General features: G+C 64.6%; 22 protein-coding genes. 14 read left to right on the top strand and 8 right to left on the bottom strand.

Features of this window, described 5'->3' with window-relative positions:
- Nucleotides 1-199 precede the first annotated feature (199 nt).
- On the top strand, nt 200-1498 hold the full coding sequence (gene aceA / locus NMQ14_RS11375; protein ID WP_257081620.1) for an isocitrate lyase: 1299 nt from the start codon (nt 200-202) through the stop codon (nt 1496-1498).
- Between the two features lie 87 nt (nt 1499-1585).
- Here aceA and NMQ14_RS11380 read toward each other — a convergent pair whose 3' ends face one another.
- Entirely contained in the window at nt 1586-2536 is a 951-nt protein-coding gene (locus NMQ14_RS11380; protein WP_257096223.1) for a LysR family transcriptional regulator, read from the bottom strand.
- A 300-nt stretch (nt 2537-2836) separates the two neighbouring features.
- Between NMQ14_RS11380 and aceB the strand changes: the two genes are divergently transcribed.
- Nucleotides 2837-4462 (top strand): malate synthase A, encoded by a 1626-nt coding sequence (gene aceB, locus NMQ14_RS11385; RefSeq protein WP_257096229.1) that lies wholly within the window; start codon nt 2837-2839, stop codon nt 4460-4462.
- A gap of 135 nt (nt 4463-4597) precedes the next feature.
- Here aceB and NMQ14_RS11390 read toward each other — a convergent pair whose 3' ends face one another.
- The 3 genes from NMQ14_RS11390 to coaBC all read right to left on the bottom strand — a co-directional run bounded on the left by NMQ14_RS11390 (nt 4598) and on the right by coaBC (nt 6824).
- Nucleotides 4598-4981: a cytochrome c gene (locus NMQ14_RS11390; protein ID WP_257081617.1), complete on the bottom strand. Its 384-nt coding sequence runs from the start codon at nt 4979-4981 to the stop codon at nt 4598-4600.
- Between the two features lie 183 nt (nt 4982-5164).
- Complete coding sequence (dut, locus tag NMQ14_RS11395) at nt 5165-5614, bottom strand: dUTP diphosphatase (RefSeq protein WP_257096233.1); 450 nt, start codon at nt 5612-5614, stop codon at nt 5165-5167.
- A gap of 7 nt (nt 5615-5621) precedes the next feature.
- Nucleotides 5622-6824 carry a bifunctional phosphopantothenoylcysteine decarboxylase/phosphopantothenate--cysteine ligase CoaBC gene (gene coaBC / locus NMQ14_RS11400; RefSeq protein ID WP_257096234.1) on the bottom strand — a complete coding sequence of 401 codons (1203 nt, stop codon included), beginning with the start codon at nt 6822-6824 and terminating at the stop codon, nt 5622-5624.
- A 45-nt stretch (nt 6825-6869) separates the two neighbouring features.
- Here coaBC and radC point away from each other — a divergent pair, with 45 nt between their 5' ends.
- From radC to rpmG, 3 genes are all read left to right on the top strand, one after another.
- The gene (gene radC / locus NMQ14_RS11405) at nt 6870-7547 is read left to right on the top strand and encodes a DNA repair protein RadC (protein WP_257096235.1); all 678 of its coding nucleotides are present in this window, start codon (nt 6870-6872) and stop codon (nt 7545-7547) included.
- Nucleotides 7548-7612: 65 nt separating this feature from the next.
- Entirely contained in the window at nt 7613-7849 is a 237-nt protein-coding gene (gene rpmB, locus NMQ14_RS11410; protein ID WP_069037770.1) for a 50S ribosomal protein L28, read from the top strand.
- Nucleotides 7850-7899: 50 nt separating this feature from the next.
- Nucleotides 7900-8067 carry a 50S ribosomal protein L33 gene (gene rpmG, locus NMQ14_RS11415; RefSeq protein ID WP_069037771.1) on the top strand — a complete coding sequence of 56 codons (168 nt, stop codon included), beginning with the start codon at nt 7900-7902 and terminating at the stop codon, nt 8065-8067.
- Between the two features lie 139 nt (nt 8068-8206).
- On the opposite strand, the gene purM is transcribed toward rpmG, so the two are convergent.
- Nucleotides 8207-9262, bottom strand: coding sequence for a phosphoribosylformylglycinamidine cyclo-ligase (gene purM / locus NMQ14_RS11420; RefSeq protein ID WP_257096236.1), 1056 nt, complete (start codon nt 9260-9262; stop codon nt 8207-8209).
- A gap of 172 nt (nt 9263-9434) precedes the next feature.
- On the opposite strand from purM, the gene NMQ14_RS11425 reads away from it, so the two are divergent.
- The 4 genes from NMQ14_RS11425 to NMQ14_RS11440 all read left to right on the top strand — a co-directional run bounded on the left by NMQ14_RS11425 (nt 9435) and on the right by NMQ14_RS11440 (nt 12444).
- A complete protein-coding gene (locus tag NMQ14_RS11425) occupies nt 9435-10520 on the top strand; it encodes an AI-2E family transporter (protein WP_257096238.1) in 1086 nt (361 codons plus the stop codon).
- Nucleotides 10520-11209 carry a DnaA regulatory inactivator Hda gene (hda, locus tag NMQ14_RS11430; protein ID WP_257096397.1) on the top strand — a complete coding sequence of 230 codons (690 nt, stop codon included), beginning with the start codon at nt 10520-10522 and terminating at the stop codon, nt 11207-11209. Before NMQ14_RS11425 ends, hda begins: the two co-directional genes overlap by 1 nt.
- A gap of 15 nt (nt 11210-11224) precedes the next feature.
- Nucleotides 11225-11926, top strand: a complete 702-nt coding sequence (locus tag NMQ14_RS11435) for an HAD family phosphatase (protein WP_257096239.1) — start codon at nt 11225-11227, stop codon at nt 11924-11926.
- A gap of 86 nt (nt 11927-12012) precedes the next feature.
- Nucleotides 12013-12444: a Fur family transcriptional regulator gene (locus tag NMQ14_RS11440; protein WP_257096241.1), complete on the top strand. Its 432-nt coding sequence runs from the start codon at nt 12013-12015 to the stop codon at nt 12442-12444.
- 31 nt (nt 12445-12475) lie between these two features.
- Here NMQ14_RS11440 and NMQ14_RS11445 read toward each other — a convergent pair whose 3' ends face one another.
- Nucleotides 12476-13192 (bottom strand): PEP-CTERM sorting domain-containing protein, encoded by a 717-nt coding sequence (locus NMQ14_RS11445; protein ID WP_257096243.1) that lies wholly within the window; start codon nt 13190-13192, stop codon nt 12476-12478.
- 143 nt (nt 13193-13335) lie between these two features.
- On the opposite strand from NMQ14_RS11445, the gene NMQ14_RS11450 reads away from it, so the two are divergent.
- Nucleotides 13336-15450 (top strand): TonB-dependent receptor, encoded by a 2115-nt coding sequence (locus NMQ14_RS11450; RefSeq protein WP_257096246.1) that lies wholly within the window; start codon nt 13336-13338, stop codon nt 15448-15450.
- 17 nt (nt 15451-15467) lie between these two features.
- Here the strand turns inward: NMQ14_RS11450 and NMQ14_RS11455 are convergent, their stop codons facing one another.
- Nucleotides 15468-16313, bottom strand: coding sequence for a PEP-CTERM sorting domain-containing protein (locus tag NMQ14_RS11455; RefSeq protein ID WP_257096249.1), 846 nt, complete (start codon nt 16311-16313; stop codon nt 15468-15470).
- Nucleotides 16314-16446: 133 nt separating this feature from the next.
- Here NMQ14_RS11455 and NMQ14_RS11460 point away from each other — a divergent pair, with 133 nt between their 5' ends.
- The 3 genes from NMQ14_RS11460 (at nt 16447) to NMQ14_RS11470 (ending at nt 19293) form a co-directional block, all read left to right on the top strand.
- The gene (locus NMQ14_RS11460) at nt 16447-17286 is read left to right on the top strand and encodes an all3515 family Zur-repressed PEP-CTERM protein (RefSeq protein ID WP_257096254.1); all 840 of its coding nucleotides are present in this window, start codon (nt 16447-16449) and stop codon (nt 17284-17286) included.
- Between the two features lie 78 nt (nt 17287-17364).
- Nucleotides 17365-18012 carry a DUF1826 domain-containing protein gene (locus NMQ14_RS11465; RefSeq protein WP_257096255.1) on the top strand — a complete coding sequence of 216 codons (648 nt, stop codon included), beginning with the start codon at nt 17365-17367 and terminating at the stop codon, nt 18010-18012.
- 84 nt (nt 18013-18096) lie between these two features.
- The gene (locus NMQ14_RS11470; RefSeq protein WP_257096256.1) at nt 18097-19293 is read left to right on the top strand and encodes a GTP-binding protein; all 1197 of its coding nucleotides are present in this window, start codon (nt 18097-18099) and stop codon (nt 19291-19293) included.
- A 4-nt stretch (nt 19294-19297) separates the two neighbouring features.
- On the opposite strand, the gene NMQ14_RS11475 is transcribed toward NMQ14_RS11470, so the two are convergent.
- Nucleotides 19298-19537 carry a hypothetical protein gene (locus NMQ14_RS11475; RefSeq protein WP_257096257.1) on the bottom strand — a complete coding sequence of 80 codons (240 nt, stop codon included), beginning with the start codon at nt 19535-19537 and terminating at the stop codon, nt 19298-19300.
- Between the two features lie 288 nt (nt 19538-19825).
- Here NMQ14_RS11475 and NMQ14_RS11480 point away from each other — a divergent pair, with 288 nt between their 5' ends.
- Nucleotides 19826-21976: a PAS domain S-box protein gene (locus NMQ14_RS11480; RefSeq protein ID WP_257096258.1), complete on the top strand. Its 2151-nt coding sequence runs from the start codon at nt 19826-19828 to the stop codon at nt 21974-21976.
- Nucleotides 21977-22003 lie beyond the last annotated feature (27 nt).

A 22003-nucleotide genomic window follows, 5' to 3' on the forward strand; every position in this document is an offset into this window, starting at 1 on the left:
GCCCGGCCTGCATGTCACCACCCATGACATCATGCCAACGCGGATTTCGTGGTTCGGCCCGCACCAGCACTCGATGGCCGAAAGCATGTCCGGACAACGCAACCGGACAGGGGCGTCAAGCCGCTTCAGATTCAGATGCAGGCCGCGCAGTGCACATGCGCTAAGCGACCGTTTTTTGTTTTTTCTCCGAGGATGAGCAATGAGCACGAAAGATCAGGAAATCGCCAAGATTCAGAAGGACTGGGACGAGAACCCCCGCTGGAAGGGCATCAAGCGCGGCTACACCGCAGCCGACGTCTATCGCCTGCGCGGCTCGTTCCCGGTCGAGTACTCGCTGGCCCGCCGCGGCGCTGAAAAGCTGTGGGATCTGGTCAACAACGAGCCGTTCATCAACTGCCTCGGCGCACTGACCGGCGGTCAGGCCATGCAGCAGGTGAAGGCCGGCGTGAAGGCGATCTACCTGTCGGGCTGGCAAGTTGCCGCGGACAACAATTCGTACGAAGCGATGTACCCCGACCAGTCGCTGTACCCGGTTGATTCGGTGCCGACGGTCGTGAGCCGCATCAACAACAGCTTCAAGCGCGCTGACGAAATCCAGCACGCCAAGGGCATCTACGAAGGCGACAAGGGCTACATCGACTACTTCGCCCCGATCGTGGCAGACGCGGAAGCCGGTTTCGGTGGCGTGCTCAATGCCCACGAACTGATGAAGGCGATGATCCGCGCTGGCGCAGGCGGCGTGCATTTCGAAGACCAGCTGGCGTCCGTCAAGAAGTGCGGTCACATGGGTGGCAAGGTGCTCGTGCCGACGCAGGAAGCCGTGCAGAAGCTGATCGCTGCCCGTCTGGCTGCCGACGTCTACGGCGTGCCGACGCTGATTCTGGCCCGTACTGATGCGGAAGCCGCTGACCTGCTGACCAGTGATTGCGACGCCAACGACAAGCCCTTCGTCACCGGCGAGCGTACGGCCGAAGGCTTCTACAAGACCAACAAGGGTCTCGACCAGGCCATCTCGCGCGGCCTCGCCTACGCACCGTATGCCGATCTGATCTGGTGCGAAACCGGCACGCCGGACCTGGCATTTGCCAAGGCTTTCGCTGATGCGATCCACGCCAAGTTCCCGGGCAAGCTGCTGGCCTACAACTGCTCGCCGTCGTTCAACTGGAAGAAGAATCTGGACGATGCGACCATCGCCAAGTTCCAGCGCGAACTGGGCGCCATGGGCTACAAGTACCAGTTCATCACGCTCGCCGGCATCCACAACATGTGGTACCACATGTTCGATCTGGCGCAGGACTACGTCGCCCGCGGCATGTCGGCCTACGTCGAAAAGGTGCAGGAGCCGGAATTCGCTGCACGCGACCGCGGCTACACCTTCGTGTCGCACCAGCAGGAAGTCGGCACCGGCTACTTCGACGACGTGACCACCACGATCCAGGGTGGTGCTTCGTCGGTGACCGCGCTGACCGGTTCGACCGAAGAAGAACAGTTCCACTGAGTCCGGTCCCCGCGCAAGCGGAGACAGAAAGCCGCCGGATGCAGATCCGGCGGCTTTTTTCATGCGTTCGCAGAAGTTTGCCCGCGATTACTCATCGTCACCCGGCTGAGGCAATTCCGGCATGTGGGTACCGCCGGACTCCCAGTAAGCCAGGTCTCCGTACGTCAGTTTCAGCAAATCGACGAACAGGCGGACACGCAGCGGCAGATGGCGGCGCTGTGGAAACAGCGCAAAGATGCCCATCGGCGGCGCGGCGAAGTCGTGCAGCACCTCCGCCAGCGCGCCCGAGGCCAGGTCCTCGCGCACCTCCCAATATGACCGCCAGGCCAGCCCGAGTCCGCTGACCGCCCAGTCGCGCAGCACGGCGCCATCATTGCATTCGACCAGATGCGTGATGCGCAAGGTCAGCGGCTCGCCATGTGCCATGAAATTCCAGCCGCGCGACTGCGCGCGGTTCGGCCCGAGTCCAAGGCAGCGGTGCTGCAGGAGGTCGTAGGGATGGCCCGGCTTGCCGAAGCGCTGCAGGTATTCCGGGCTCGCGACGACGACGCGACGCGTCTCGCCCAATTTGATACTGATCATGCTGGAATCCGGAAGGCTGCCGATCCGGACTGCGCAGTCCACGTTCTCGTTTACCAGATCGACCATGCGATCAGTCAGATCCAGCGAAATCTTGACCTCCGGATTGAGGCCCATGAAGCGTTTCACCAGCGGCGCGACATGACGGCGACCGAAGCCGGCAGGTGCGCTGACGCGCAGCAGACCCGTGGCACGCGCCCCGCCGGCACCCACAGCCGCATCGGCGCTGGCCATCTCGTTCAGGATGCGCTGGCAATCCTCAAGGTAGGCCGTGCCTTCATGGGTCAGTGTGAGCTTGCGGGTCGTGCGCAGCATCAATTTAACGCCAAGCCGCTCTTCCAGCGAGTCAATGCGTCTTCCGATCACCGCTGGCTGCACCCCTTCGAGCTTGGCTACTGCCGACAGGCTGCCCTGCGCGGCAACCGAAACGAAGGATTCGATCTCTTTGAAGCGGTCCATTTTGTACTTTTAGTAAAAGATAAATGTACTTAAGCGGAGCTTAACTATTACATAAGGAAAGTCTAGTATTTGTGCAGATGCAGCAATTCACGCCGGGCACAAGCCGGTCTGATGCATCGGACGTTAGACCTCGGTCCTCCCGTCTGCAGATGGCGCAACCCGACTTCTGCGGCACATCCTTCCGGCGACGGCACCACCGCTGATCGGCTGGATGTGAGGGACGGCCACCTCTGGTCCGGAGCACGTAGCACTTCCGCTCACGTCACACCGGCTCGCGAACTGCCATCGGAGCGCACGCTTATGACTATTGCTGAATCGACCCAGAAGCTCGACCGCACAGCGGAACTGCCGGAAGGCGTGATCATCACCGCGCCGGTCAGTGCCGAGTACCGCACCATCCTGACGCACGAAGCCCTTGTGCTGCTCGCCGAGCTCCACCGTCAGTTCGAGCCCCGCCGTCGTGAAGCGCTCGCCGCCCGTGTCAAGCGCGCGGCCGAACTCGACGCCGGTACGCCGATGGACTTCCTGCCCGACACGCTGCACATCCGCGAAGGCAACTGGAAGATCGCACCGCTGCCCCAGGCGCTCCAGCGCCGGCGCATCGAAATCACCGGGCCGACCGAGCGCAAGATGGTGATCAACGCGCTGAATGCCGGCGCGGACAGCTACATGAGCGATTTCGAAGATTCGAATTCGCCGTCGTGGGACAACCAGATCACCGGGCAGATCAACCTGCGTGACGCCATCCGCCGCACCATCAGCGTCGAGAAGGATGGCAAGACCTACGCGCTGAACGATGAAGTGGCCGTGCTCCAGGTGCGTCCGCGCGGCTGGCATCTCGACGAGAAGCATGTGCTGATCGATGGTCAGCGCGTGTCCGGCGGTCTGTTCGATTTCACGCTCTATTTCTTCCACAACGCGAAGGAATTGATCGCTCGTGGCGCCGGCCCGTTCTTCTATCTGCCAAAGTTGCAGAGCCATCGCGAAGCGCGGCTGTGGAACGACGTGTTCGTCGCCGCCCAGGACGCACTCGGCATCCCGCGTGGCACGATCAAGGCCACGGTGCTGATCGAAACGTTGCATGCCGCGTTCGAAATGGACGAAATCCTGTACGAACTGCGCGATCACAGTGCGGGCCTGAATGCCGGACGCTGGGATTACATCTTTTCCTGCATCAAGGCGATGCGCAACAACCGTGACTTCTGTCTGGCTGACCGCAGCAAGATCCTGATGACCGTGCCGTTCATGCGTGCGTATGCGCTGTCGCTGATCAAGACCTGCCACAAGCGCGGCGCACCGGCGATCGGCGGCATGAGCGCGCTGATTCCGAACAAGAAGGATCCGGAAGCCAACGAAAAGGCGCTTGCCGGCATCCGCGCCGACAAGCATCGCGACGTGACCGACGGTTACGACGGCGGCTGGGTGGCCCACCCGGGTCTGGTCGCACCGGCGCTGGCGGAATTCGTTGCCGTGCTGGGCGACCGGCCGAACCAGTTCGACAAGCAGTTGCCGGATGTCAATTACGGTGCAGCGGACCTGCTCGACTTCCGTCCCGAAGGCCCGATCACGGAAGCCGGCCTGCGTACCAACATCAACGTCGGCATCCACTATCTCGGCGCCTGGATGGACGGCAACGGATGTGTGCCCATCCACGGCCTGATGGAAGATGCCGCGACGGCCGAAATCAGCCGGGCACAAGTGTGGTCCTGGATCCGCAGCCCCAAGGGCATCCTGGACGACGGCCGCAAGGTCACGGCAGACATGGTGCGCGCGCTGATCCCGCAGGAACTGGACAAGATCAAGGCGCTGCTCGGCGCCGGCTACAAGGACACCTACATGCGCGCCGCCAACCTGTTCGGCGACATGTGCGTGGCCACGGAACTGGCCGACTTTCTGACGCTGCCGGCTTACGAACGCATGGAGTGAGCCTTACCCACCGCAGCATCACTGACGGCACCCCACAAGGGTGCCGTTTTTCTTTTCAGCTCCAGACATCGGGAGCGGAAACAAAAAGGCCCGGAAACCGGGCCTTTGACATTCCTGCGGTGCGTCTGCGCGCACTTACTCCATCGGGAAAACCTTGCCCGGAGCGATCTTGCCGTCGGAACGGCCCTTGAGATAGGCGTACAGGCCGTCGGCCTTCTCGCCCTTCAGGAAGGGGTGCGGGGGCATGCCGCGATCGGCGTGCGATCCATCGACCACGATGCCGATGAATTCCGCCTTCGTGTATTTCTTCAGTCCTTCGATCAGCGACGGACCGACCATGCCTTCCTGGTTGGCACCGTGACAGCGCTCACACGCCGCTGCACGCCAGGTACGCCAGCCGGTCATCGTCTTGGCGTCCACCTTGTTGCCTTCGGCAACGGTGTAGGGGGCTGCGTCCTGCGCCATGGCTGTAGTCGCCATTGCAGCGAGCACGATACCTACCAGATGTTTGCGAATCACGATCAACTCTCCTCGAATAATATGTGATGGTGCAGTTGGGGAAAACGAATGTTCGGGTCAAAAGGATTACATGACCTGCGATAAACAAGGGACAAGTATCTGCTTATGGCTTTAACCCATCTAACTCATAATACTATCGCGTGACTCCCGTGAAAAAAAGGGATGGCACAGACTTTCAAATAATCAAAGGCTTCCGGTCGAACCGAAGCCGCCTTCACCGCGCGACGACGCGTCAAACGTCTCGACGCGGCGCAGTTGAACCTGTACGACCGGTACAACCACAAGCTGCGCAATGCGTTCCATCGGTTGAAGGACAAACGGCGTGTCGCCCCGGTTCCACAGCGACACGAAAATCTGCCCCTGGTAGTCCGAATCGATCAGCCCGACCAGATTGCCCAGCACGATGCCGTGCTTGTGACCCAGACCGGAACGCGGCAGCACGATCGCCGCCAGGCCGGGATCGGCCAGATGAATGGCGATGCCGCTCGGCACCAGCAGCGTGTCGCCGGGATGGACGGTGGTCGTCGCCTCGATGCAGGCACGCAGGTCGAGGCCGGCCGAGCCGGGCGTCGCATAAGCCGGCAGCGCGTCGTTCAGGCGTGGGTCAAGGATCTTGTAGTCGAGCACGGACATTGCGGTTTCAGCCCTTCAGCAGTCGGGAAATGTGTTCGAGGATGGCGCGCGCCACCGCCGGCTTGGGCGCGCGTTCCAGCGGGTGGCGGCCTTCGTCGTCATACAGGACAACCAGATTGTCTTCGCTGCCGAGGCCGTCCGACACCAGATTGCCGACGACGAGCGGCAGCCGCTTGCTGCGCCGCTTGTCCTGCGCGTAACTGTCGAGATCGTGGCTTTCCGCGGCAAAGCCGACGCAGAACGGCGCATCGGCGCGCGCCGCCACTTCGGCAAGGATGTCGGGATTGCGCACCAGTTCCAGTGACATCGAATCGGCAGACTTCTTGATCTTGCGTCCGCTCGGGCTGGCCGGCCGGTAATCGGCCACCGCAGCCACCGAAACGAAAACGTCCGTACCGGACAGGTTGTTCAGCACCGCGTCGCGCATGTCACGGGCACTCGCGACATCGATGCGACGAACGCCACGGGGCAAGGCGAGCGCCGTCGGGCCACTGACCAGCATGACACGGGCCCCCGCCCGCACAGCCGCCTGCGCAAGCGCATACCCCATGCGCCCGGAACTCAGGTTGGTGATGACACGCACCGGGTCAATCGCTTCGGACGTCGGCCCTGCAGTGATCAGGACCTGCCTGCCGGCGAGTGACTTTGGCGTGAAATGCGACAGCACGGCCTCCAGCAGATCCGCCGGCTCGACCATGCGGCCGGCACCGATTTCGCCACAGGCCTGTTCGCCGGCCGCCGGGCCCTCCATATATGTACCGTCGCCCACCAGCGTTGCAACATTGCGGCGGGTCGCCGGGTGTTCCCACATCTGGCGGTTCATCGCGGGTGCAACCATCAGCGCACAACCTTCGTCACGGGCGAGGCACAAGGTGCTCAGCAGATCGTCCGCCCTGCCCTGCGCCAGTCGTGCGATGCAGTCTGCCGTCGCAGGCGCAATCAGTATCAGTTGCGCGTCGCGCGTCAGATCGATGTGCGCCATGCCGTTGGGCATGCGCGCATCCCACGGATCGGACCATACGGCCTGGCCGGTGATGGCCTGGAAGGTGGCTGGTCCGACGAAATGCCGGGCGGACTCGGTCATCACGACACGCACGTCCGCACCGGCCTTTACAAGCAGCCGCGCCAGCTCGGCTGACTTGTAGGCCGCCACACCACCGCTGACGCCGAGCACCACAGTACGCCCCGACAGTTCGGAGACGGATTTCATGACGATGTAGTATCCTGATCCGGTTGAACTCGGGATTGTAACGCGATGGCGATCAAGGACTGGAGCGAGGACCAGCGTCCGCGCGAGCGCCTGCTGGCACACGGCGCGGAATCACTGTCGCCGGCCGAACTGCTGGCCATCTTCCTGCGCGTCGGCGTGGCCGGCAAGTCGGCGGTCGATCTGGCGCGCGATCTGCTCGATCACTTCGACAACAGCGTGCTCGCGCTGAGCGCCGCACCACTCGAAGAGCTGTGCCGCGTCAAGGGCATGGGCCCGGCGAAGTCGGTGCAATTCAAAGCCACACTCGAACTGGCGCGCCGCGCGCTGTCCGAACAGATGAAGGCGCGCGACGCACTGAATTCGCCTGATGCCGTGCGCAACTGGCTGAAGCTGCGCCTCGGCGGGCTTGGCCACGAAGTGTTCATGGTGCTGCTGCTCGACGCACAGAACCGTCTGGTGCAGGCCGTCGAACTGTTCCGCGGCACGCTGACGCAAACCAGCGTATATCCGCGTGAGGTGGTCAAACTGGCGCTGGCGCACAACGCGGCCGGCGTCATCCTTGCTCACAACCATCCGTCCGGCGTTGCCGAACCATCCCGTGCCGATGACTTTCTGACGCAGTCGCTCAAACAGGCGCTGGCGCTCGTAGACGTGCGTGTACTGGACCATGTGATCATCGGCGGCGGCGCAACCTTCTCGTTCGCGGAACGAGGGGTGCTGTGAAATACTTGAGCAGGAATTGAACAGTCCGCTATAATCGCGAGCTTTTCCGCTTCTGGAGCCAGAACATGTCCCGCGTTTGCCAAGTTACCGGGAAGTCGCCGATGGTGGGTAACCACGTTTCCCATGCCAACAACAGAACCAAGCGCCGCTTCCTGCCCAATCTCCAGCAACGCCGTTTCTGGCTGGAGTCCGAAGGTCGTTTCGTCAGCCTGCGTGTCAGCACGAAGGGTCTCAGGACGATAGACAAGAAGGGCATCGAAACAGTACTCGCCGAAATCCGCGCACGCGGCGAGAAAATCTAACCACGCATTCAGTTCCGGCCGCGCCGGACTCGACACGAAGGGAATACGTCATGGCCAAGGGCGGACGCGACAAGATCAAGCTGGAATCCACTGCCGGCACCGGTCATTTCTACACGACCACGAAGAACAAGCGCACCAAGCCGGAGAAGATGGAAATCATGAAGTTCGATCCGAAGGCGCGCAAGCACGTGATCTACAAGGAAACCAAGCTGAAGTAAGGCTTGAGTCGGCGCGAGGCCATTGCAGCCAGCGCCAGTCCGAACACAATAAAAAACCCGCTTCAAGCGGGTTTTTTATTGTGTGTCATGTGCTGACGGACAATCGGACACCGAAGGCCGAAGCCGCCAACAGTCGAAATCAGCTCACAACTGTCTGCGCTTGACCGTCGCCGCAGCGCGCGATGTGGCCGATGCGATATACGGTTTCACCGGCGCCGGACAGCGATGCCACGGCACGATCGGCGTCGGCCGCGGCCACGATGACCACCATGCCGATGCCGCAGTTGAACACGCGATACATTTCCTGTTCGGCCACGTTGCCGGCCTCGCGCAGCCAGGCGAACAGCGGCGGCAGCGTCCAGGACGACGCGTCGATGTGCGCGGACAGCCCGGCCGGCAGCACGCGCGGCACGTTGTCGAGCAGGCCGCCACCGGTGATGTGGGCCATGCCCTTCACCAGGCCGGGCGCCTCCTTCATCAGCGCCAGCAGCGGCTTGACGTAGATGCGCGTCGGTTCGAGCACGGTATCGCGCAGGCTGCGGCCGTGGAAGTCGGCGCCGAGATCCGGTGCGTCGCGCTCGAGAATCTTGCGCAGCAGCGAATAGCCATTCGAATGCGCACCGCTCGACGCCAACCCGAGTACCACGTCGCCCTCGGCAATGGTTTCGCCGGTGATCAGCGCCGACTTCTCGGCGATGCCGACCGCGAAACCCGCCAGATCGTATTCGCCGGCCGGATACATGCCCGGCATTTCGGCGGTTTCGCCACCGATCAATGCGCAGCCGGCCAATTCGCAACCGCGGGCGATGCCGCCCACCACGCGCGCCGCGGTATCGACATCGAGCTTGCCGCAGGCGAAATAGTCGAGGAAGAACACCGGTTCGGCGCCCTGCACCAGGATGTCGTTCACGCTCATCGCTACCAGATCCTGGCCGACCGTGTCGTGACCGTCGAGCTGGAACGCAAGCCTGAGCTTGGTCCCGACGCCATCGGTGCCGGACACCAGCACCGGTTCCTTGTAGCTCTTCGACACCTCGAACAGCGCACCGAAGCCGCCGATGCCACCCAGCACCTCCGGTCGCATCGTGCGTTTCGCCAGCGGCTTGATGCGTTCGACCAGCGCATCACCTGCGTCGATATCCACACCGGCGGCGGCGTAGCTCAGAGGGGGGCGGGAATCCTTGGAAGCTGTCATGACATGCGGGGCGCACAGCGCCGGAAAAGATGAGGACGGGACGGGACGTAAAGCGAAACTTGCTACACTCGTGGCCGATTTCGTCGCCAATCGAATTTTTTTCGACAGCGTTCGTTCTGCGTCGGCGCACGCTCTTCAAGGGTGCGCATTCTACCCCTGACCGCACCACCTCATGACCTCTCCTGGCATCGACCGCAAACAAACCCTGCTGTGGGCCGGCGTGGGCCTGTCCATCGTGGCGCTGCTGTGGCTGCTCGGCCCGGTACTGTCGCCCTTCATGCTGGGCCTTGTGCTGGCCTACATCTTCGAACCGCTGGTCGAGCGGCTGTGCCGGCGCGGCGTGCCGCGCACGCTGGCCGTGGTGCTGGTCATCCTGTTGGTGATCGGTCTGGTGATCGGCCTCATCCTCATCCTGATACCGGTCATCCAGCAGGAAGTGCGCATGCTGCTCGAACGTCTGCCCACCTACCTGACGGCCGCGCATGACCAGCTGGTGCCGTGGGTGAAGGAGCATCTGGGCATCACGCTTCAGCTCGATGTGAAGAGCCTGCGCAGCTTCATCACGAAGAACTGGACGAGCGCACAGGATTTCGCGATGGTGGCGCTCGAATCCGTGACCAGCCAGGGCGCAGTCATCGTCGGCGTACTCGCCAACGTGCTGCTGACGCCGGTCGTCATGTTCTACCTGATGCGCGACTGGTACAGCCTGCGCGAGCGTGTCAGCAGCTTCATCCCGCGGCCGTGGCTAGAGCGCACGTTGCGGATGGCCGACGAAATCGATGTCGTGCTGGCCGAATTCCTGCGCGGCCAGCTGTCGGTGATGGCCGCGCTGGCCGCCTTTTACGGCATCGGTCTGTGGCTGGCCGGCGTCGACTACGCGCTGCCGCTCGGCTTGCTGTCGGGCCTGCTCGGCTTCATTCCCTACGTCGGTTTCTCTACCGGGCTGCTGCTGTCGCTGATGGTCGCCGCATTGCAGTTCCAGGGCTGGCCGCCGGTGATCGGCGTAGCCATCGTCTATGGCGTCGGCCAGGTGCTGGAAAGCTTCCTGCTGACGCCCTGGCTGGTCGGCGAACGCATCGGCCTGCATCCGCTGGCCGTCATCTTCGCGCTGATGGCATTCGGCCAGTTGTTCGGCTTCGTCGGCGTGCTGGTGGCGCTGCCGGCATCGGCTGCGCTGCTGGTCGGTCTGCGCGAAGTGCGCCGGCACTATCTGGCCAGCCAGCTTTACCAGGGCGACTCGCCGAAAATCATCGAGTGATGCGCCAGCTCCTGCTCGACATCCGCCCGATCGCCGCGCCCAGCCTGAACAACTTCGTCGCGGGGGCCAATCGCGAACTGCTGGCCCGGCTGCGCGGCACGGCCGCCGGCGAGCCGGGGCCGTCGATCTATCTGTGGGGCGAGACCGGCAGCGGCCGCACCCACCTGCTGCGCGCGCTGGCCGCCGAAGCCTCGGCGCGTGGTCTGTACCTCGATGCCGACCAGGTAAACAACACCGCAGCCGACACGCTGATTGCCGCACTGCAGGCCACCCGCGCCGGCGTGTGGCTGTTCGACGACATCCGGCTGCTGGAGCCTCTGGCCCAGGGCGCGCTGTTCCGGGCGATCAATCTGGCCGCCGCGCGCGGCATCACCGTGGTGGCCGCGGCCGATGACGCGCCGCGCGATTTGCCGCTGCGCGAAGACCTGCGCACGCGCATCGGCCAGATGCTGGCCTTCCGCATCCAGCCGCTGCAGGATGAGGAACGCCTGGAACTGCTGCAGGCGCATGCCGCGGCACGCGGCATGAAAGTCGATGTCGACGTATTCGATTATCTGATGCGCCACGGCCGACGCGACATCCGCTCGCTGCTGGGCATCCTCGACCTGCTGGACGAACATTCGCTGACCCGCCAGCGGCCGGTGACCTTGCCGCTGCTGCGCGAAATCATGCAGACCCGACTTCTCTGAACCGGACTTACCGCCATGGAACTGGTGCTATTCGACCTCGACAACACATTGCTCGCCGGAGATTCCGACTTCGAGTGGGCGCAATTCCTGATCTCCAGAGGCGTGCTCGACCGCGAGCTGTACGAAGCGCGCAATGCCACATTCTTCGAACAGTACAAGGCCGGCACGCTGGACATCCACGAATTCCTGAACTTCCAGCTGGCCCCGCTGGCACGCCACCGGCGCGAGGAACTCGACGCCTGGCACGCGGAATTCATGGCACAGCAGATTCGCCCGCGGCTAACCGACGGCGCACGCGGCCTGGTCAATGGGCATCTCGAAACCGGAGCGCTGTGCGCCATCGTCACCGCGACGAACAGTTTCATCACCGGGCCGATCGCACGCGAGCTCGACATCCCGCATCTGATCGCCACCATTCCGGCGCAGGTGAATGGCGAATTCACGGGCCAGCCGCGCGGCACGCCGGCCTTTCGCGAAGGCAAGGTCGAACGCGTCGAACGCTGGCTGGAAGAACTGGGGCTCTACATGGGCAGTTTCCGCCGCACCTCTTTCTACAGCGATTCGCTGAACGACCTGCCGCTGCTGAGCCTGGTCAACCACCCGGTTGCGGTCGATCCGGACCCGACACTGGAAGCCCACGCGCGCGCGAAAGGCTGGCCGATCATGCATCTGCACACGGCGGGCGCGACGGACGACAGCACCGAAAACGACGACTGACCGACGACTGAGCGACGACCGAGCGGACCGCCGGGCGACTGCCGAGGCGGCCGCTATACTTCACTTACCACGACCGGATCATTGCCATGGAACGCAATACGCGCCAGCGCAGCGCCATACTGGGATCGATCGAAACCGCTGCCCGGCCGCTGTCGCCGGCGGAAATCCACGAGCTGGCACGGACCGACATTCCGGCGCTCGGGCTGGCGACCGTTTATCGCAACATCCGCACGCTGATCGACGATGGCCGCCTGCGCGAAGTCGACCTGCCCGGTGAACCGCCGCGCTACGAACTCGCCAATCTGGGTCACCACCACCACTTCAAGTGTCGTCAGTGCGATCGCGTGTTCGACATCGTGGAATGTGCCACCGACTGGAACCGGCTCGCCCCGCCCGGCTTTTCGGTCGAAGCGCATGACGTGACGCTGTTCGGCCGCTGCGACCAGTGCAGTGGTGAACAAAAAGAGGGTGATGCCATGCCCGCGCACGTGCATCACCCCGGTCATACGCACGACTGACGGGCCGGCACACGCCGCCCCGCCCGCACGATCAGCCCAGCTGACGGCGGCGCATCACGCCGATCAGCCCCAGACCGGCGGCCAGCATCGCCCACGTGCCCGGTTCCGGCACCGGTGCCTGCAGCGCGCCGACCGCACCTTCGAACACCTCTTCATCCAGACCGCTGTTGAACGCCAGGTAGAACGGCGTCGAGTAGCCCGCGGCGTCCGGCGCGCCGATCTCCAGCGTGATCAGATAAGCGGCTGCCGTGGCGGCGCCGTCACCGGAAATCGTGAAATCAAGGTGGGAGTGGATGTCGCCCGCACCCGATACCTGGGCGATCGCGCCGACCGGATCGGTCACGCCGGTCGAGCTGAACAGCGTGTTCGTGCCCAGCACATCGAGAATGCCCAGCGTCACGCCGGATGCGGCGGTCGACCATGCGGAACCATCCCACGCCTGCAGCACGCCGAGGCCACGGTAGCGAATGATGGCGCCGACCGGCAATGCATCCTGTTCCGAAATAAAGCCCGGGTCGTCAGTGGAGAACAGGCCGCCGGCGAAGTCGCGGAAGTCGCCTTCGAACAACGCATAACCGTTGGCGGCGCGCTCGGCCAGGCCTTCCGGATCGACGACGATGACGCCGTTGGCCGTGCCGAGCTCGATGTCACCGGCGTGCAGATGCTGGGCCTGGGCGGCACCGGCGGTCAGGAACAGCGCCGCCGATAAACCGACGGCACGAAACAGGGGGGCGAGTGGCAGAGGCATGGTGAAACTCCCGGCAGGAATGAAAGGAAAGAGGTGCCCGAGCGGGCGAGGACAGTGCTCGACAGCAGTCCGCACACGCTCTTTGTTGATACCGAGTTATTATTATCATACTTTCGTCGCCGCGCACCCCCTTCCGCTCCACCATGCCCAGAAAAGCTGTTCCATCGCGCCGCGTGCGCCTGCGCTGGGCGCTGTTCGCCCACCTCCCTCTGGTCTGCCTGCCCAGTCCGCAGGCCGCCGCTCAGGCCGAACTGCCCGACGTGACCATTGAGGGCGAACGTCTGCCCGACACGCCGACCGAACCGGCCGGGCGCGCCAGTACGCTGCGCGGCGAGGCGCTGCGTGACCGCAAGGCGGGTACGCTGGGCGAAACCCTGAGCGAAGAGGCCGGCGTGCACAACGCCTCCTTCGGCACCGGTGTCGGCCTGCCGGTGATCCGCGGGCTGGGTGGCGCACGGGTGAAGGTGCTGAACAACGGTGGCGGCACGCATGACGCCACCACCTTCAGTCCGGACCACGCTTCGACCGCCGATGCGACGCTGGCCGAAAGCATCCGAATCCTGCGTGGCCCGGCCACCATCCGGTATGGCGGCGGCGCCATCGGCGGCGTGGTCGACGTCAGCGACGAACGCATTCCGACCCGGGTACCGGCCCGCCCGTTCAGCGGCACGCTGGATACGAGCTTCAACCGCAACGGCGCCGAGCGCGTGCATGCGCTGCGGCTCGACGGCGGAAATTCACTGTTTGCGCTGCACGGCAGCGCGCTCAGCCGCGACCGCGGCGACAGCCGCATCGCCGGCTGCGCCATCGACGACGCAGCGGTCGAACAACAATTCGGGCTGATCAACACGCGCAACAGCTGCGGCCGGCTGTACAACAGCGATGCGCAATCCGCATCCGGCACGCTGGGCGGCAGCGTTTTCATCGGCAATGCACTGCTCGGTGCAGCCGTAAACAACGCGTCGAACGAGTACGGCATTCCGCCGGCGCCCGGGCACAGTCACGGCGGCGACGACCGGGTGCGCATCCGCATGGACAACCGGCGGGTCGACACCCGCGCCGAGTGGCTGGGCGAAGGCTGGCTTCGTGCGCTGCGCTACACCGGCGGCCACATCGACTACCGGCACGATGAGGTCGACGACGGCGTGGTGGCCACCACCTTCCGCAACAAGGCGATCGAACAGCGGCTGGAACTGGAGCATGCCTTCGGCGAACATCTGAGCGGCACGCTGGGCGTGCATCACCTGCGACGCGATTTCTCGGCGCTCGGCGCCGAAGCCTTCATCCCGCAGACCGGGCTGCGCAGTTCGGCGGTCTATGCGGTGCAACGGCTCAAGTGGACAGACTGGACGCTGGATCTGGGCTGGCGCGGTGAAATCACCCGCGTACAGGCCGGCGATCGCGCGCTCGCCGGCGGCTTCGCGGTGAGCTTTCCGGCGCGCCGCTTCAACACGCAGAGCACGTCGGCCGCGCTGAGCTGGCAGCTGAGCGAGGCGCTGTCGCTGACGCTGACCGGCTCCAACGCGCGCCGCGCGCCCGACATCCACGAGCTGTATTCGCTCGGTCCGCACTTCGCGACGCGCACCTACGACATCGGCGCCCCGGACCTGAAACCGGAAACCGCGCGTTCGGTCGAAGTGGGCGGGCTGTACGAGTCGGACCGGCTCAGGCTGTCGGCGAACCTGTTCGCCAATGACATCGACGACTACATGTTCCAGCGCACGCTGCCCGTGTTCTACGACACCGATGAAGAACAGTTCCGCTTCGCCTGCGTGCGCCTGGAGGAATGCCTGACCGTCGTGCAATACACGCAGAGCCGCGCACGCTTTCGCGGCTTCGAAGCCGAAGCCGCACTCAAATGGACGGCCACGAAACTGGGCGACATCGAGTGGTCGGTGTTTGGCGACCGCACACGCGGGCGGCTGACCGAACTGAACGAGGATGTGCCGCGCCTGCCGGCGTTCCGCGTGGGTAGCCAGATTGCGCTGCGTCAGGGTGCCTGGTCAGGCCGCGTGCGGGTAACCCACCATGCGGCACAGGACCGCCCGGGCGCCAACGAAACCGAGACCGACGCGTATACGCTGGTCAGCGCCAACCTGAACCACGTGCGCCCGCTCGGCGACGGCCGCACGCTGACGCTGTTCGCGCGGGGCCGCAACCTGCTCGACCGCGAGGCGCGCAACGCCACATCCTTCTTGCGCAACTTTTCGCCCGAACCCGGGCGCAGCATCGAAGTAGGCCTCAGCGTGACTTTCTGACCTTCTGAGGCCCGCGCTCAACCTCGCGTGCGGCGCGCCGCCGCAGCGCACAGGCACAGTCCGGCCAGCATCGCCATCCAGGTGGCCGGCTCGGGCACCGGCGCCAGCGCCCGTGCAAGGAAGGCGGTTTCGTACTGCGCGGCGCTCAGCCCGTAGTTGAACACCACCTGGAAGGGGTCGGAGTCGACGTACAGACCGCGACCGCCGATCGACGCATCGTCGGTCAGCTGCAGCGTCACCATATAAGCCCCGCTCGCCGCCGCACCTTCGATGTACCAGTCGAGATGGGCATGGAAAGCCCCATTGCTGCCGGCGTCATCGATGGTGGCGGTCACCGGACCGGTGATACCGCTGCCGGTAAACAACGTGCCCGCAGAATAGAGGTTGAACGCTGCAGCCGCACCGGGCGGTGCAAACATCGGATTGACGAGCGACTGGAGGTAGGCGTTGGCCACCGCAGGTGGCACGGCACCGAACAGGCGCACACCGACACCGCTGTCGGCCGTCGTCCAGGTACCGGTCGACGGCGTCCATTGCTGCAGCGTGCCCAGCGCACGGAAGCCGATGTAGTCACGCGTACCGGCGCTGCCGGACAGCGCGCCGGCAAAGGCCTGGAAACCCGGGTCGTCGGTGCTCTTCGGCCCGCCCTCGAAATCGCCGAAATCGCCCGGGAACAACGCGTGGCCGGTCAGATGATCGAAAGGCTGGGTGTTGAAGGGCAGATCGCCGAAGGCGCCAGTGATCAGTTTGCTGCCGGCCACCGGGCCGTTGTCGAGGCTGATCGACACATCGAAATGGATGGCGTGGGCCGACACGGCATGCAGCATCAGCAGGCCGACAGCAAGGCGGGGCAGGACGGACATGGCGGGAACTCCGATCAGGATGATGTCTGATGATAACGCATTGCTATTTACAACAGTGCGACAGCAGCCTATCTTGATAATACGTTCTCGTTAGTGAGCGCGCATCCCCATCCACCCCTGAAGGAGCTGTTTCATGATCAGATCAAGTCTGCTGGTGCTGGCCGGCGTGCTGTCGCTGGGCGCCCACGCCAGCGAGCCGCTGCGCGGCGACGAAGGCATCGGCTATTACGTTGCCGTGGATTCGCTGGCGACCATCGCGTCCGGCACCTATGCCGGACAGGCCAACCCGAATTACGGACGCCTGACCTTCCTGTTCGACCACGGCAATCACTTCCACGGCATCGGCGCCTACAGCTACACCGGTCCGGGCAGCGCCCCCGTGGTCAATGGCACCAACGCCAACAACCGCATCCCGGAAACCTACACGCTGGCCGCCCCCCTGCCGCTGACGGCGGGCAGCGGCAGCTACGCCGGTCTGCTGGTCAGCAGCGTGTTGCCCGAAGCCGCCCTGCAGCATGAATACAGCTACCTCGGCCTGTCATCGATCCAGTCGCTGGCCGGCAATCCGGCCGGCAGCGAACGTGATGTGCTGTTCAACAGCAGCAGTGGCCGCTGGAACGGCACGCTCGACAACGTGAGCGTTGCGCTCAAGCTCGAATCGATCACGCCGGGCCTGAAGGTTGCGGCCAACGGCGATACCGACCTGTTCGACACCGGCAACCTCTATCTGCTCGGCGCCGGCAACAGCTTCGACTTCCTGCCGGTGTTCTGGACCGCCGCCGATGCGGCCCCCGGCACCTACAGCGCACAGTTCTCGCTGGTCAACCTGGGCAGCAATCTGGCCGTGCGCGACAGCGGTACGTTCCATTTCGACTTTGCCGTCGCGGCACCGGTACCCGAGCCCGGCACCTGGGCCATGCTGCTCGGCGGCCTGTTCATGATCGGTCTGACCGCCACTCGCCGCGCCCGCTGAACCTGACCGGCGGGCAGGCCTGCGCCACCCGCCGGATCAGGGTTCCCTGAACAACATGCCTTTGCCTGCACGCCCACCATGAATCAACGTGTGTACATCCCTGTCACGCCGCCCGGTCCCGTCACGCGCGACGTCAGCGAAGCGGCGGATCTGGCGCTTGTGCTCGATCCGCACTGCAATCTGGTCCGCCTTGCGCGGCCGGTGCCGGCCGGACTGACCGGCTATCTGCAGGCGGCGTACGCGGCGGGCGCCCTGCGCAGCGGCGTGCGTGCCGAACTGCTGCCCGGCGCGACGCTGGCCGCCGACACCCTGCCCGATCTGCCGGGACGCGACGCCCTGTGCGAGGAGGTGCGACAGCTCGCATCGCTGCTCGCCGATCTCACCGATTGCCCGAAAGTGGCTGTACGCATCGAAGTACTCGAACGCGCCATGTGCCCGCGCCTGCATGTCGATCACGTGGGCCTGCGCCTGCTGAGCACCTGGATCGGGCCGGCCACCGAATGGCTGGCCGATGCCGACGCCGACCGCGGCCGGCTCGGCACCGATGACGTGATGCCGGATCCGTCGGCACTGCGCCGTGCCGACGCTGGCGACATCCTCGTTCTGAAGGGCGAAGGCTGGCCGGGCAACGCAGGTCACGGCGTGATCCACCGCTCGCCGGCGCTGACACCGGCGCAACCGCTGCGTATCATCGCGGCGCTCGACGCGCTCTTCCCCGTGTCCTGACATCGTACGGCGGTCTGCCCGACACGCACTGAATGTCCGGACATGGCCGGGGCCGTCACCCGACCTACTGCCCGGACGACCGACATGCCCGCCATCCTTCCCGTCACCCTGCTGTCCGGCCTGCCCGGCGCCGGCAAGACCACGCTGCTCAGGCGGCTTCGCGCACAGTCCGACGGGCGGCGCATCGGCCTCATCGTCAATGAACTGCGCAGCGTCGACATCGACGCGGCAACCGGCGCGGCGCCAGACGACGTACTTGTCTGCCTGTCGCCGCAAGACATGCAGGCCGCCGCGGCGCACTTCGCGCAAGCCGGCTTCGACGCGCTGATCGTCGAGCCCTCGGGTTTTTCAGAACCGACCGGCATGGTGGAAACTTTCCGCGCCGGACTCGGCGAGCACGCCCGCTTCGACACCCTGGTCACGGTGATCGACGCATGGAACTTCTACCGCGACTATTTCAGCCGCGACACCGTCGCGCAGCGGGTCGCCGCCCACGGCGCACCGGTCGGAGACGATCGGCGTGCCGTGGTTGACGTGCTGCTCGATCAGGTCGAATTCGCCGATGTGATCGTGCTGAACAAGTGTGATCTGGTAAATGATCAGCAGCGCGGCATCCTGCTGGGCATGCTGCGCGCACTCAATCCGCGGGCGGACCTGATCGAGGCTACGCACGGCGAAGTCGCCGCGGCAAGCGTGCTCCGTACCGGGCGTTTCGACCCCGACGCCACGGCCCGCGCCGCCGGCTGGATGCAGCTGATGCGCGGCTCACCTGTTCCCGAAACGGCCGCCTTCGTTATCCGCAGCTTCACCTGGCAGGCGCGCCGGCCCTTTCATCCGATGCGCTTTGCGCAGCTGATCCATGAAAAGTGGCGCGGCGTGCTGCGCAGCAAGGGCTACTTCTGGCTGGCCAACCGCAACGGTCACATCGGCGAGTGGGAACAGGGCGGCGCGATCAGCCGCCTGCGTTCGGGCGGGCACTGGTGGTGTTTCACGCGCGAGGAGGAGTGGCCGAAGGATGCGGGTCACCTCGCCCACATCCGCTCACGCTGGGACGAAAAGTGGGGCGATCGCCGGCAGGACCTGGTGTTCATCGGCATGGGCATGGACGAAGCCGCACTCAGGCGCCGCTTCGAAGAATGCCTGCTGACCGACGAAGAGATGGCCTTTGGCGAAGACGCCTGGGCCAACCTCACCGATCCGCTGCCGGCGTGGCATGAAGATCACGATGAAGGCGGGCACGGCGACCACCCGGGCGACGCCCCCGGGCCGGGCCGCCATTGACGGGTCAGCCGCCGGGCACGCCCGTGCGATTGACCTGGCTGTAGAAGATCTTCTGGTTGTGCAGGCTGCCGAGCAGTTCGTTCAGATCGCGGATCTGGTCGTCGTTGGCGCGGCTTTCTTCGCTGTTTGCATCACCGCTGGCCAGGACGACATGGGCCAGGATGCCGATCCGCTCGCGCACCGCCTCTTCGATGAGATCGATCTGGTGAATCGTCAGCTGGAACGACTTCTGGTGTTTCGACATGGTTCGACTCCCGGGAATTGCGCAATGCTGCAAGCGTAGCGCGAATCGCCCGCGCGTGTGTTCCGCACGGCACGCTGCCGCACGTGATGGCCTCCAATCACGCTGCCCGGGCCGCCCGATCCACTTTGCGGCCCTTGTGTTTGCAGCGCATCCGGATGCACCATGACGCTGCAACGTGGTGCCGTATCGGCAGATGCACTGTCCCGGTACGTATGCCACCTGACACATGCGGTGTCCGCAGTAACCTGAACGCGGCCGCTGCACGACGACCAGAGGACACCGGACGCCGTGGCTACGAAGCTTCGCAAGGGCACAGTAGACAATCCCCCGGTCGGCTCGAACGATCCGGATCAGGACGGCTTGCTGTTTCGTACCCTGCTCGACAAGATGCCCGACGGCGTATTCGTCGCGCAGGATTACCGCTTCGTCTTTGCCAACGCCGCCCTGCCCCGCATGCTGGGCTATACGCATGACGAATTCGTCGGCCTGCCCTTCGCAGCCGTAATCCCACCCGAAATCCTCGAACTCTGGAACGAACGCTTCCGCGCCCGCATCGGTGAAGGCGATGAGCCGCCGAACACCTACGAAGTCCGCTTCCTGTGCAAGGGCGGCCAGCGAAAGCTGCCGATCGAACTGACTGCCAACCGCCTGATGTTCGGCGGTCAGCGCAGCGTACTGGGCATCGTGCGCGACATTTCGAACCGCAAGCGCACGCTGGAGGCCCTGCGCGAAAGCGAGGATCGCTTTCGCGGCAGTTTCGAACAGGCCGCGGTCGGCATGGCAATGGTGGATCTCGACGGACGCTTCCTCAGCGTGAATCCCAAGCTTTGCGCCATCCTCGGTTACCCGGCTACCGCACTGCACACGCTCACCTTCCAGCAGATCACGCATCCGGACGACGTTGACGCCGATGTCGAGCTGATGCAAGGCGTGCTGCGTGGCGACCACGCCACCTACACGCTGGAAAAGCGCTACCTGCGCGGCGACGGCAGCGTGCGCTGGGCACGACTGACCGTTTCGCTGATGCGCGAAGCGGATGGCACGCCCTCGCATTTCATTGCCGTGATCGAGGATATCCACGATCAACGCATGGCGCAGGCGGCGCTGGCCGACAGCGAATTGCGCCATCGCCTGCTGATGCACAACCTGCACGCCGGCCTCCTGATCTGCACACCTGACGCACGCATCACCTACGGCAACCCGGAAGTCTCGCGCATGCTGCGCGCCGACCCCAAGGCCGTGATCGGCAAGTCCGTGCCGGAGCTGGGCTGCACCTTCCGCGACGAGCACGGCAGCCCGATGTCACTGGAGAACGACCTGATCCAGCGCGTGCGGCATTCCGGCCGCGAACTGACCGATCTGGTGATGAGCATCCAGTGTTCCGACGATGTCTCGCCAGTCTGGGCGCTGGTACATGCCTACCCCGAATTCGACACCTCACGCCGCTTCACGCGCATCGTGCTGATGTTCATCGACATCACCGATCGCAAGCGGCTGGAAGCGGAACTGCTGGCCGACCGGCAGATGAAGGCGGCGGCCCTCGATGCCATGACTTCGCATGTCGCGGTGCTCGACCGGAAGGGCGTCATCGTCGAAACCAACGCCAGTTGGGGGCGGTTTGCCGAGCGGGGCGGCTACGACCGCGGCAAGTCGTTCAATGGCGTGAATTACCTTGCCGTGCTGGCGCATGTGACCGGCCCGGACGAGGCCTATGCCAAAGCCGCGAGCGACGGCATCGAGGCCGTCATGGCCGGGCGCAGCCCGCTGTTCCAGATGGACTACCCCTGCCACTGCCCGACTGAGCGGCAGTGGTTCACGATGAAGGTGACCCCGATGGACGCGCAGCGCGAGCGCGTGCTGGTCAGCCACGAAAACATCACCAGCATCAAGCTGGCCGAGGAAGCCATCCGTATCCTGGCCAATACCGATGCATTGACCGGCCTCGCAAACCGGCGCCACTTCCTCGAAATCGCCGAAGAGGAATTCGCGCGTGCGCAGCGCTACAACACACCGCTCGCGGTGCTGATGGCCGACCTCGACTTGTTCAAGGCAATCAATGACCGCTATGGTCACGCTGGCGGCGACACCGTGCTGCGCCATTTCGCAATCACCTTGTCCAGCCTGCTGCGCGATTCCGACTCGGCCGGGCGCGTCGGCGGCGAGGAATTTGCCGTACTGCTTCCGCATACCTCGCTCGATGGCGCACAGGCCTTTGCCGAACGGCTGATGGAATGCATCGCCGCTACGCCACCCGAGTTCGACGGCGCCCCTGCGCCCTACACGGTGAGCATCGGCATCAGCGAAATCGGTGCCAGCAGCAAGGATTTTTCCGCCCTCCTGCGCTGTGCCGACGATGCGCTGTACCGCGCCAAGCACAATGGCCGCAACCGCTATGAGGTTCTGATCGCGCAGGATCGCAGCCCGCCCGCCCGCGGCTGAGCCGCGTCCGGGCCGAACGGCGACGGG

The organism is Methyloversatilis sp. XJ19-13 (assembly GCF_024580155.1).
Lineage (GTDB): Bacteria > Pseudomonadota > Gammaproteobacteria > Burkholderiales > Rhodocyclaceae > Methyloversatilis.